This is a genomic window from Rhodococcus sp. BP22 (genome assembly GCF_014281965.1).
In the GTDB taxonomy this organism is placed as follows: Bacteria; Actinomycetota; Actinomycetes; order Mycobacteriales; family Mycobacteriaceae; genus Rhodococcoides.
In genome coordinates this window covers 184814-196752 of sequence record NZ_JACFTB010000001.1, presented here as the reverse complement: position 1 = coordinate 196752, position 11939 = coordinate 184814, and the positions used below count along the sequence as shown (strand labels likewise).

Annotated in this window: 11 protein-coding genes; 7 read left to right on the top strand and 4 right to left on the bottom strand. The window is 61.9% G+C overall.

Annotated elements, in window-relative coordinates; translation table 11 throughout:
• Positions 1–28 precede the first annotated feature (28 nt).
• From H2510_RS00860 to H2510_RS00850, 3 genes are read left to right on the top strand one after another with little or no spacing between them, the layout of a single operon-like run.
• On the top strand, positions 29–727 hold the full coding sequence (locus H2510_RS00860) for an MBL fold metallo-hydrolase (RefSeq protein ID WP_186626526.1): 699 nt from the start codon (positions 29–31) through the stop codon (positions 725–727).
• On the top strand, positions 724–1995 hold the full coding sequence (gene hisS, locus H2510_RS00855) for a histidine--tRNA ligase (protein WP_186626525.1): 1272 nt from the start codon (positions 724–726) through the stop codon (positions 1993–1995). Before H2510_RS00860 ends, hisS begins: the two co-directional genes overlap by 4 nt.
• Positions 1985–2617, top strand: a complete 633-nt coding sequence (locus H2510_RS00850) for a hypothetical protein (protein ID WP_261392662.1) — start codon at positions 1985–1987, stop codon at positions 2615–2617. Before hisS ends, H2510_RS00850 begins: the two co-directional genes overlap by 11 nt.
• Positions 2618–2621: 4 nt before the next feature.
• Here the strand turns inward: H2510_RS00850 and H2510_RS00845 are convergent, their stop codons facing one another.
• On the bottom strand, positions 2622–3089 hold the full coding sequence (locus tag H2510_RS00845; RefSeq protein WP_186626523.1) for a DUF3237 family protein: 468 nt from the start codon (positions 3087–3089) through the stop codon (positions 2622–2624).
• A gap of 145 nt (positions 3090–3234) precedes the next feature.
• On the opposite strand from H2510_RS00845, the gene H2510_RS00840 reads away from it, so the two are divergent.
• The gene (locus H2510_RS00840; protein ID WP_186626522.1) at positions 3235–4266 is read left to right on the top strand and encodes an Rv2578c family radical SAM protein; all 1032 of its coding nucleotides are present in this window, start codon (positions 3235–3237) and stop codon (positions 4264–4266) included.
• Between the two features lie 3 nt (positions 4267–4269).
• Here H2510_RS00840 and H2510_RS00835 read toward each other — a convergent pair whose 3' ends face one another.
• Positions 4270–5199 carry a neutral zinc metallopeptidase gene (locus H2510_RS00835; protein WP_186626521.1) on the bottom strand — a complete coding sequence of 310 codons (930 nt, stop codon included), beginning with the start codon at positions 5197–5199 and terminating at the stop codon, positions 4270–4272.
• Between the two features lie 161 nt (positions 5200–5360).
• On the opposite strand from H2510_RS00835, the gene aspS reads away from it, so the two are divergent.
• On the top strand, positions 5361–7169 hold the full coding sequence (aspS, locus tag H2510_RS00830) for an aspartate--tRNA ligase (protein ID WP_186626520.1): 1809 nt from the start codon (positions 5361–5363) through the stop codon (positions 7167–7169).
• Between the two features lie 71 nt (positions 7170–7240).
• Here the strand turns inward: aspS and H2510_RS00825 are convergent, their stop codons facing one another.
• Complete coding sequence (locus tag H2510_RS00825; RefSeq protein WP_186626519.1) at positions 7241–8215, bottom strand: hypothetical protein; 975 nt, start codon at positions 8213–8215, stop codon at positions 7241–7243.
• A gap of 151 nt (positions 8216–8366) precedes the next feature.
• Positions 8367–8969, bottom strand: a complete 603-nt coding sequence (locus H2510_RS00820) for an RDD family protein (protein WP_315901150.1) — start codon at positions 8967–8969, stop codon at positions 8367–8369.
• A gap of 332 nt (positions 8970–9301) precedes the next feature.
• Here H2510_RS00820 and H2510_RS00815 point away from each other — a divergent pair, with 332 nt between their 5' ends.
• Both H2510_RS00815 and H2510_RS00810 read left to right on the top strand, forming a co-directional pair.
• On the top strand, positions 9302–10471 hold the full coding sequence (locus H2510_RS00815; RefSeq protein ID WP_186626518.1) for a kinase: 1170 nt from the start codon (positions 9302–9304) through the stop codon (positions 10469–10471).
• A 31-nt stretch (positions 10472–10502) separates the two neighbouring features.
• On the top strand, positions 10503–11921 hold the full coding sequence (locus H2510_RS00810; RefSeq protein WP_186626517.1) for a replication-associated recombination protein A: 1419 nt from the start codon (positions 10503–10505) through the stop codon (positions 11919–11921).
• Positions 11922–11939: the final 18 nt, after the last annotated feature.

Below are 11939 nucleotides of genomic sequence, written 5' to 3'. Positions count from 1 at the left end.
GTGCCAGACCGATCTAGGAGCTACAGCTGTGCTCGTCACCGGATTCCCGGCGGGAATGTTCCAGACCAACTGCTACATCCTCGCCCAGGACGGGGCAAACGAATGCGTCGTCGTCGATCCCGGTCAGGATGCGGCAGAGCCCCTGTTCGAGTTTCTGAACTCCTCGAACACGACGCCGGTTGCCGTGCTCCTCACTCATGGGCACCTCGATCACACCTGGTCCGTGGAACCTGTCTGCAGAAAGTTCGGGATCCCCGCCTACATACAGGCCGAGGACCGATACATGCTCTCGGACCCGATTCGAGGGACCGGGCCGGCGTTGGCTGCGATGTTGGGTGACACCGAGTTCCACGAACCGGACGAGGTACTCGATCTCGAGGACGGAATGACTCTCGAACTCGCAGGAATCACGTTCGGCGTGCTGCGTACCCCGGGCCACACTCGAGGGTCGGTGGTATTCACGACAACGATCGATGCGCCGGACGGGGATGTGTCTATTGCTTTGACCGGCGACACTCTCTTCGCCGGTTCGATCGGCCGCAGCGACCTCCCCGGTGGTGATCATGACCAGTTGCTCCGCTCGATAGGCCGGTCTCTACTCCCACTGGCCGACGACACCGTGATCCTTCCCGGACACGGCGGCCAGAGCTCCATCGGCCAAGAACGCGCGTCCAATCCGTTTCTCGTTGGACTGTCCGGTCCCGAACAAGGAAATATGCACTCGTGAGCAAGCCGACGACCTTCTCTGCACCCAAGGGTGTTCCAGACTACTTTCCGCCGAACTCCGCCGAATTCGTCGCTGTTCGAGCGGGGTTACTGACCGCAGCACGAAATGCGGGGTACGGGCATATCGAACTGCCGATATTCGAGGACACCGGACTCTTCGCCCGCGGCGTCGGCGAGTCGACCGACGTGGTCAGCAAGGAGATGTACACCTTCGCCGATCGAGGGGACCGATCGGTCACTCTCCGGCCGGAAGGCACTGCCGGGGTGATGCGCGCGGTAATCGAACACGGCCTCGATCGAGGGGCGCTCCCGTTAAAGCTGGCATATGCCGGGCCCTTCTTCCGCTACGAGCGGCCACAGGCCGGCCGCTACCGTCAGCTGCAACAAGTGGGTGTCGAGGCGATCGGCGTAGACGATCCAGCTCTGGACGCCGAAGTCATCGCTGTCGCCGACACCGGGTTTCGTAGTGTCGGGTTGACCGACTTCAGGCTCGAGATCACCTCGCTCGGTGACGACACCTGTCGCCCGCAGTACCGAAAGTTACTGCAGGAGTTCTTGTTCGCCCTGCCGCTCGACGAGGACACTCGACGCCGCGCGGAGATCAATCCGTTGCGTGTGCTGGACGACAAGCGGCCGGAAGTCCGCGAGATGACCGCCGAAGCGCCGCTGATGCTCGATCACCTTTCCGATTCCGCCAAGGCGCACTTCGACGAGGTACGCGCCCACCTCGACGCGATGAAAGTTACGTATGTCGTGAATCCGCGCATGGTGCGAGGGCTCGATTACTACACGAAGACCACGTTCGAATTCGTGCACGACGGCCTCGGTGCCCAGTCCGGAATCGGCGGCGGGGGCCGCTACGACGGCCTCATGGCGCAGCTGGGTGGCCAGGAGCTTTCGGGAATCGGATTCGGGCTCGGCGTCGACCGTACGATGCTCGCGCTCGCAGCCGAGGGCAAATCGGCAGGTGCTTCCGCCAGGTGCGCAGTCTTCGGAGTTCCGCTCGGTCTGGAAGCGAAAGCGAAGATCGTAGCCATCGCGGGGGATTTGCGGAAAAAGGGAATCAGCGTCGACCTGGCCTACGGAAATCGTGGTGTGAAGGGAGCAATGAAGGCAGCCGATCGCTCGGGAGCGCGCTTCGCTTTGATACTCGGCGACAAAGAACTTGCCGAGATGTCCGTCGTTGTCAAAGAGCTCGCCACCGGTGAACAGCAGCAGGTTTCGTTGGATGGCGTCGTCGATCATCTGGAGGCCCGTCTTGCCGACTGACGGCTCGGATCGCGTCGATCTCGATTTGGTCCCAGTCGAGTTCATCAGGCCACGACTGATGAAGATCATGGTCGGCGCAGTAGTGGTCGCGATCCTGCTCGCAGTCATCGCGAGCTTTTTTCTACCCGTGGTTGTGGCAGTCGTGCTCGGAGTCATTGTCGTGGTGCCGACGGTGGTCTCGACATGGATAGTGCTGCGGCGTCGAACATGGCTCAGCGGCAACATTATTCATGTCCGCGGCGGCTTCGGAACGAAGCAGTTGTCGGTGCCGAAGGTCGTGACGGCCGAGATTGCGGTGCGGACCGCTCGGATCGACAATGTCACTCTCCGGTTGTACGACGGCAACTCTCGCGTCACGATCGCACTTGCGCTCTACACCCAGGGCGGTGGCCGAGAGCTGCCGATCCTGTCTTTGCGCAAGCTCGCCGACGCGCTCTGGACAACTGAGTTGGTACCGGCGGCGGCGATCGCATCGGTTCTGGTCGATCAGCTCAAGGCAGAAGCGCGCGACGCGGGTCTGCATGAGCGGCCCCTGTTTCGAGCGATCGAGTTGGTCCGCTCGAAGGGACGAACTCCGCTTGCCACTTTGACCGATCGAGAAGTCGCCGAACTGTCGAGCTGATCGGTCACGTCACCAGGAATGCGTCGAGCACAACAGCTTCGGCCGATCGTGAACCGGATGTCACCACCAGCGCACGGTTGAGGTACGTGAACTGCGGCACGGAGGTCGCGATATCGAGAGTTCCGCGGAAGTAGTACGTGGCCGGATCGACTTCTTCGGTCCCTCCCAGTGCCTCGATGACATCGGCCGGGCCGAACTGGAGCCCGCGGTACGACAGTGAAAGATATCCTCCCATCGTCAGTTCGAGGGTGAGCTCGGCGCTGAACTCGGTGCAGCCATCCGGCCGTGTCAATCCGAAGACGGACGAAGTGCCGGCCAGCGTGCCTTCGATGTCCGGTCCGGGCGCCGCACCGCCGAGAATGGGGATGACGACTCGTTCTCCCGTGGGGACACCACCGATGTCGATCGGTACTCCGAGAGTTATGCCGAGCCGGAGGATCGGTTCGAGCGTCGGGATATTCGGTGCAGTCACGGCGAGAATTACTCCTTCATATTCGGGCAGTGGGTACACGCTATCCTTCGTCGCGTTCGTCTCACCTTCCTAGTGCTCCGTCGAGCGAAAAGTGCACGCCTCGTTGCGTCTTGACATGGCTTAGAACAAATGTTCGACTGTGTGCATGCGATGGGCCGGACAATCACTCGACGCTGCCGACGAGGACGCGCTACCGGGTTTGGAACGTGCCGGCTTGGTGCGCAGTGTGCAAACGCCGGAGTTCGAGGGCATCACGTTCCACGAGGTGCTGTGCAAGAGTGCGTTGAACAAGATTTCCGGTGACGCCTCGCTCCCGTTCACTTGGACGATCAACCCGGCGCGCGGTTGTTCGCATGCGTGCCGATACTGCTTCGCCCGCCCCACTCACGAATATCTCGGTCTGAATTCCGGCAACGATTTCGATTCGCAGATCGTCGTCAAGACCAACATCGCTGCGGTGCTCCGCAAGGAACTCTCCCGTAGATCGTGGAAGTGCGAACCGGTTGCGCTGGGAACCAATACCGATCCCTATCAACGTGCCGAGGGGCGTTATCGGCTGATGCCGGGCATCATCCGAGCACTGGCCGAGTCCGGCACACCGTTCTCGATTCTGACCAAAGGCACGTTGCTGCGGCGTGACCTGCCCCTGCTGACCCTCGCGGCTCGGGAGGTGGATGTGCGGATCAGTATCAGCCTCGCTATCCACGACGCGGATCTGCAGAAGCAATTGGAACCCGGGACGCCGAGTCCGCGGGCCCGGCTGGATCTGATCCGTTCGATTCGGGAGGCCGGTTTGCCGTGCGCTGTGATGGTGGCCCCGGTCATCCCGTTCCTGACCGACGGAGCCAAGCAGCTCGACGGACTGCTCGAGGCGTTGGCGGAGGCAGGCGCCACTTCGGTGACCGCGATGCCGATGCACTTGCGGTCCACGACCAAAGATTGGTTCATGTCATGGCTGGCCGAGCAACACCCTGCCTTGGTCCGGCGGTACCGGCAACTCTATGGACGCGGCTCCTATGTCACGCCCGAGTACACGAGGTGGTTTCGCGAACGAATCGACCCGCTGCTCGTCCGACACGGATTTGCGCCCGAGGACACTCGATCTCTGCCGGAGAACACACCCGCAGGGACAGCATCGAAGATCTCCGTCCCGGTCGCTGCGCTCACGTTGTTCTGATCGTCACCGGGTGAGCGCGGGAGGGTTGAGTAGATCGCGCGCCGAAAACGTATCGCAGGCCGCGACCTGGCCCGTCCGGTAACCCGCGAGGAACCATTTCTGTCGTTGCTCGGACGAGCCGTGGGTCCAACCCTCCGGATTGACCCTGCCACTCGACGCCTGCTGGATCCGATCGTCGCCGACCGAGGACGCTGCGGACAAGGCGTCGCGAATATCGGTGTCGGTCAAGGGAGCGAGGAAGGGGACACCTGTGTCCTGTGCAGGGATAGTCGCAGCATGATGCGCCCAGACTCCTGCGTAGCAGTCCGCTTGCAGCTCGACCCGGACAGCACCTGATTGCGGGCCCTGTGGATCCGCTTGCGCGCGGCCGATGTCGCCGAGCTGATTCTGAATGTGATGTCCGACTTCGTGTGCCACAACGTATTCCTGTGCCAGAGGGCCGCCGCTGGATCCGAACTGATCTACGAGGACCTGAAAGAAGCTCGAGTCGAAATAGGCCGTCGAGTCGGCCGGGCAGTAGAACGGGCCGACAGCGCTGGTTGCGTTGCCGCATCCCGTGCTGATCGAACCGGTGAACAGCTGAACGGCCGGCTGCACATACGCGACCCCGGTCTGCGATTGGAGTTCGGATTCCCACACCGTGTCGAGGCTGCCAACGGTAAAACTCACGCGGCAGTCGATATCGGCATTGGCGTCGGCGCCCGTCTCGCAGTTCTCCACCGTGCCGCCTGCCTGCGACTGACCTGCATTGTCGGTAGAACCGCTGAGTTGACCGAGAACGGACCCCGGATCTCCACCGAACAGCAAAGCCAAGACCAGAATGACCAGGCCTCCTGCGCCGCCACCCAGCGCGAGCTTGCCGCCTCGCCCGCCACCACCCCCGCCGGTCGACACCCGGCCAGGTTGCATACGAGCGCCCTCGTTGAAGGTCATCGCCGAAATCCTTTCATCGGGGTCAATTCTGTGGGCTTTCGGTCTCGGTCGCGCACTAGCTTCGCACGCCGTGGTGGGATCGCGTTTCCGGTCGGCGTAGGTGTCTCCGTAGGATTGGTTACCGACGAACACGCTTTGTGAAATTTTGTGAAAGGAAACCCGTGCTGCGCACCCACCTCGCCGGCTCACTTCGACCCGAGCACGTCGACCGAACAGTCACCCTGACGGGTTGGGTTGCTCGGCGACGCGATCACGGCGGTGTCATTTTCATCGACCTTCGTGACGCATCCGGCGTCGCTCAGGTCGTCTTCCGTGAAGGCGCCGTCGCCGAACAGGCCCACCGCCTACGGGCGGAGTACGTGGTGAAGGTGACCGGCAAGGTCGAGACCAGGCCGGACGGCAACCAGAATTTCGAGATACCGACCGGCGCAGTCGAGGTCGACGCATCCGCGATCGAAGTTCTCGCCGAGAGTGCGCCGCTCCCGTTCCAGCTCGATGAGCAGCCGGGCGAGGAAGCTCGTCTGAAGTACCGGTACCTCGATTTGCGTCGCCAGGGCCCGGGAAGCGCCATCCGTCTGCGATCGCATGTCAATGCTGCAGCGCGCAGTGTGCTGGCGCACCATGAGTTCGTCGAGGTCGAGACACCCACTTTGACGCGGTCCACGCCGGAAGGTGCACGGGATTTCCTCGTGCCTGCACGTTTGCAGCCGGGCAGCTTCTACGCGCTCCCGCAGAGTCCTCAGCTGTTCAAGCAGCTGCTGATGGTCGGCGGAATCGAGCGGTACTACCAGATCGCACGCTGCTACCGAGACGAAGATTTCCGAGCCGATCGTCAGCCCGAGTTCACCCAGCTCGACGTCGAAATGAGCTTTGTCACCCAGGAAGACGTCATTCTGCTGGCCGAAGAGATCCTCGCGGCCTTGTGGAAACTGGTCGGTTACGAGATCGTCGAGAAGATTCCTCGGATCACATACGCGGAGTCGATGAGGCGTTACGGGTCCGACAAGCCGGACCTTCGGTTCGAGATCGAACTCGTCGAATGCACCGACTTCTTCGCCGACACGACTTTCCGGGTATTCCAGGCACCGTACGTCGGAGCGGTAGTGATGCCGGGCGGCGCATCACAGCCGCGCAAGCAGCTCGACAAATGGCAGGAGTTCGCCAAGCAGCGTGGGCACAAGGGACTTGCCTACGTACTCGTCGGCGAGGACGGAAGCCTCGGTGGACCGGTAGCGAAGAATCTCACCGATACCGAGCGCGACGGCCTCGCAGCTCACGTCGGCGCCAAGCCCGGTGATGCAATCTTCTTCTCCGCGGGACCGATCAAAGGCTCGCGCGGACTACTCGGTGCAGTGCGTGGCGAGATCGCGCGCAAACTCGACTTGATCGACCCGAAGGCTTGGGCGTTCGTCTGGGTCGTCGATGCGCCACTGTTCGAGCCGACGTCCGACGCGACGGCCAGCGGTGACGTTGCCGTCGGCTCCGGGGCGTGGACGGCCGTGCACCATGCCTTCACATCGCCGAAGCCGGACTCGATGGAGACCTTCGATACCGACCCAGGTTCGGCGCTCGCCTACGCATACGACATTGTCTGCAACGGCAACGAAATCGGTGGCGGCAGTATTCGTATCCACCGCAAGGACATTCAGGAACGCGTGTTCGCGGTGATGGGGATCGGCGAAGCCGAGGCACAGGAGAAGTTCGGATTCCTGCTCGACGCTTTCAGCTACGGAGCGCCACCGCACGGCGGAATCGCATTCGGTTGGGACCGGATCACCGCACTACTGGCCGGAGTCGACTCGATCCGCGAGGTCATCGCATTCCCCAAGTCCGGCGGCGGCGTCGACCCGTTGACCGACGCACCGGCGCCGATCACGCCGCAACAGCGTAAGGAATCCGGCATCGATGCCAAGCCGGAGAAGAAGGAATCCGCGCAGGCCGAAAAGGATGAGCCTTCGGCTGCTCGATAGTCGAATTCACAGTGGAAGGGCCCCGATTCTCTCGAGAGAATCGGGGCCCTTCCACTTGTTCGACCGAAAGCTCAGGCGACCGGTTGTCCGCTCGTCACGATGCGGTAGGCATACGTCGAGGCAATGATGGTGATCGGAATGGTCACCAGCAGTCCTAACCCGCATGGAATCGCGCCGAGAATATTGATTCCGACGAGTGCGAGTGCAAGCAGGAACAACTGGCCCGCGTTCGACGAAATCGCCCTGAAACTCGACTTGATGGCAGTGATCGCATCTTCGTTGCGGTCGACCACGAACTGAAGCGTCCACCATGTCAGGAACACCACGATGATGCCCGGGATGATCAAAAGCACGAAGCCGATCGTCGTCATGACCCCGATCAGCACGCTGGCGATGATGATCGCTGCCACATTGGCGAACTGGAAGAACGATCCTATCGTGGGCTTGGTCCCGTCGACCTCGTGCAATGCACCGCGAACCATCGCAGCCTGGATCAGGTATGTCACGATCGCACCGACGAGCGTGCCGATGATTCCCAGAACATTGAAATTCGACGAGAAGTCCCCGGACGTGTCGAATCCGCCGAAGATCAGATTGATGACCAACTGAAGGACTGCCGCGATGAGGACGATACCGACCCACACGCCTGCGTTGTCCTTGAACTTGTTCCAGCCGAAGGTAATTGCCCCGCCGATGTCGAGCGTCGGGGGCAGTCCTCCACCGAATCCGGACCCGTGCGACCCGTAGTTTCCGGGTGGCGGGGGATAGTTTCCGGGTGGTGGGGGGTAGTTCCCGGGAGGGTAATTGCCCGCCGGGGGTGGGTAATTTCCGGACGGAGGCGGATAGCCTCCGGACGGCGGGTATCCACCAGGGGGTGGATAGTTACCGGGGGGTGGATATCCACCCTGAGGTGGGTAATTGCCGGGTGGGGTGTTGCCAGGTGGCGGGTAGCCGCCCTCTCCTGGTTGTGATGACTTCCCCAGGTCTGGTCGGTCGGGGTCGGGAGTGCTGCCGTACTGCGGGCCGTTCGGTGGGTTCTCGCTCACGGTATTTCTCCTTTTCAGGGACTTCAGGTCATTGTGCGCTGTCCGAGTCGGCTGAACACCCGTATCCGTCGGTCGGTGAACTGAAAAGCGGATCCATCGGGACTCTTCCGATGGATCCGCTTTGGTTACCCCCCCTGTACTCAGGCCCGGCTCAGTTGACCGTGATCACCTGAGTGCCGCCGGCGAGTTCGTCGTGCTTGCCCTGCTTGATGGGGCTCGAGTTGATCGTCACAGCAATGACGATGTACGCGACGAAAACGAGCAAGCTGCCGAGAACCGGGACGATGTTCAGCAGCAGAAACGCATTTCGCTTTGCAGCTTCGGCGTGCGTGGGGTTGCCGCCTGCAGCGCCGAGGGTGCGAAGACCCAGCAGTTGTTTGCCCAGCGTTTGCCCACGGCTCGACTCGAGAAGCGTGAAGTAAGCGAATCCCAGAACCGCGGTGGCGAGGCCGAGAATGATTTGCCCGACGACCCCGTCCGGCGAGATTGCATAAAAGACGAGCGACACTACGGCCACGATGATGCCGTCGATGAAGCGAGCGGCGAACCGCGCTCCCAAGCCTCCTGGCCGGCCGCCTCCTGGCAACTGAGAACCGAGGCCGTACCCAGCATTACCCGAGGCGGGCGGCGGTGGGTAACTGCCGGGCGGTGGGTAGTTGCCAGGTGGTGGGTAGTTGTAGCCCGGATTCTGCGGATACTGCGGCTGATTCGGGTCTACGCCGCCGTACTGCGGATCATTGGGCGGGTTGGTCACGAAATATCCCCCTGGAGTCGTTGTTCATCCATGAACGCGCCGTCGCGTACTGACGCAATTTCAGGGTGAGCGAACCCCAACCGGCTGTGATGTGTCAAGCCTGCCGTGGCGACGAGCAGTGCACGTGTCGAAGCGAATCGTTCTTTCCGAAGATCCAGGTACTACCGCCGGAAGTTCCACCTGTGTCGATACCCTAGTTTCCGGTCTGTCCGGTTCGATGCCTGTCGTGATGAAATTGGTATCGGCGATTCCGCAGGTCAGTCCGAAACAAGCCGATTCGACGTCTCGGAGCCGCCATAGTTTGTCATACAGACCGGGTACCTTGGTACGCGATGACCGCAACATTGGCAGATCCTGTCTCAGAAGTGGTAGCAGCTGCAGAGCAGTTGCTTACCCGACGTACCGGTGCACACGTCACCCTGGTCGATCCCGTCGACCTCGGAGGCAGTGGACAGGCAATCGTCCTTCGCGTTCGAGTTTCTGACAATCGTTTTCAGTTGCCTCGAACCCTGGTGATCAAGCAGGTTCGAGATACCGCGACCGACACCGAACTCCACAGCGAAGCAGAGTCGGTCGGCGGTAGGTCGGCCTTTCTCCGTGAGGCGGCGTCGTACCAATTCACTACCGCCCTCGCGACCGACAGTCGGCCAGGGCCTGCTCTGCTGGCCTACGACCTGGGGGCAAGGTTGCTTGTGCTCAGTGATCTAGGCGATGCCAGTTCGATCACTGCATTGCTCAAACATTCCGACTCGGCATCGGTCACCAACTCGTTGATGGCCATGGCGCAGGCACTCGGACGTATGCACGCCGCCACCGCTGGGCGAGAGGACGACTTCGCGGCACTGCTCAGGCGTGTTGGGCTGCCGCATTCGGCTGATGGCATTTCGGAGCAGATACCGAAAGCGCTCGTTGCCGTGCCGAAGATGCTCGCCGAAGAACTCGGCATGACGGACACTCCACAGCGGGTCCTGGACCGGGTGGAGCGAAGCGGACGCTTGTTCGCGCACGGTGCGCTTCGTGCCTTCAGCCCGTCCGACCTGTGCCCGGACAACATAATCGTCAACGGGGAGGGTGTGCGCTTCCTCGACTACGAGTGGGGCGGCTTTCGAGACGCCACCCTCGATATCACGTACGCGTTGGCATCCTCTCCCGGATGCCTGTGCCATTTCGACCTCTCGGCGGAGCGTGCACAAGCCATGGTCGACGCATGGCGAGCCGAGGTTGTCGGAATTTGGCCACAGCTGGCCGACGACAGGGTCCTTGCATCGAAAATTCTCGATGCTCAGCTCATCTGGGTCTGGATGTCGACTTACTGGTTTCTGCCCGACGACCACACCCGGATCGCCGCCGCGCGCCGGCATCACCTCTCCGTTCCACGGTCCGAGGCACTCATATCGCGTTGGCGAATCCTCTTCGAACAGGCGCAACGTACCGGTGACCACGATGTGACCGATTTCGCCGAGAAAGTTCTGGCGTCTCTGAGGGCGAAGTGGGACCGCTGAACTCCGCCCGTAGCTCTGTATCGTTCGACTGGTGAGTATCGGTTTCGGAGCTGGATTCGACGCGGAAGAAGAAAGCGGTCTGTTCGAGACCTCCGACGTTGCTGAATCTGACCCCGAGAAGCGAGATCCGGCGAGCATCGACACAGGCGAAGACCCGCGTCCGAGCCGTCCTTACGCACGACCGGACGCGCCGTTGGCTGTTCGGATGCGCCCCCAAAATCTGGACGAGGTCGTCGGACAGGGGCATCTCCTTGCGCCGGGCGCCCCGTTGCGACGCCTCGTCGAAGGTTCAGGCGCATCTTCGGTAATGTTGTATGGCCCACCCGGCACCGGCAAGACCACCTTGGCCTCGCTCATCTCCGGAGCGACGGGTCGCAGGTTCGAAGCATTGTCGGCGTTGTCGGCAGGCGTCAAAGAGGTTCGAGTAGTCATCGACCTGGCTCGCCGCCGGTTGACGGCAGGTGAGCAAACAGTCCTTTTCATCGACGAGGTTCATCGGTTCTCCAAAACCCAGCAGGATGCTCTGCTGGCTGCCGTGGAAAACCGGATCGTACTGCTGGTGGCCGCGACCACAGAGAATCCGTCTTTCTCCGTGGTCTCACCGTTGCTGTCCCGCTCTCTCGTGCTCCAACTGCACCCGTTGAGTTCTGCAGACATCGAACTGCTGCTCACTCGTGCCGCTGACGATCCGCGGGGACTGGACGGAGCCGTCTCGATCGACGCCGACGCGATGGCTCATCTGGTTCGGTTGGCAGCAGGCGATGCACGTCGTGCGTTGACCGCGCTCGAGGCGGCCGCAGGGGCAGCTACCGGACCGACACTCGACCTCGCCACCGTCGAAGCGAGTGTCGACAAGGCAGCAGTGCGGTACGACCGCGACGGTGACCAGCATTACGACGTCATCAGTGCGTTCATCAAATCGATCAGGGGATCCGATGTCGATGCCGCCCTGCACTACCTAGCGCGGATGATCACAGCAGGAGAGGATCCGAGATTCATCGCACGCAGACTTGTCGTGCATGCCAGCGAGGATGTCGGCATGGCGGATCCCACTGCGTTGCAGACGGCAATGGCTGCTGCCACCGCGGTGCAGCTCATCGGTATGCCGGAGGCGCGATTGGCTTTGGCGCAGGCCACAATTCACCTTGCTACCGCACCGAAGTCCGGTGCCGTCATCGCTGCGCTCGGTGCGGCGATGGCCGATGTCGCAGCAGGCAAATCCGGACCGGTGCCCGCTCACCTGCGGGACGGGCACTACAAAGGGGCGGAAGCGCTCGGTAGTGCGGTGGGTTACAAATATCCGCACAGCAACTCAGGTGGAGTTCTCCGGCAACAGTACCCACCGGACGAATTGGTGGGTGTGGACTACTACGCGCCCACTGATCACGGTATGGAGCGCGAGATCGCGACTCGCGTAGGCAAGCTACGCCGCATCGTGCGTGGCGGCTGACTTGCACGCCGTTGACGT

Coding starts and splice junctions, on each gene's coding strand:
- H2510_RS00815 (WP_186626518.1), top strand. CDS start 9,302: ATGACCGCAACATTGGCAGATCCTGTCTCAGAAGTGGTAGCAGCTGCA.
- H2510_RS00840 (WP_186626522.1), top strand. CDS start 3,235: ATGCGATGGGCCGGACAATCACTCGACGCTGCCGACGAGGACGCGCTA.
- H2510_RS00835 (WP_186626521.1), bottom strand. CDS start 5,199: ATGACCTTCAACGAGGGCGCTCGTATGCAACCTGGCCGGGTGTCGACC.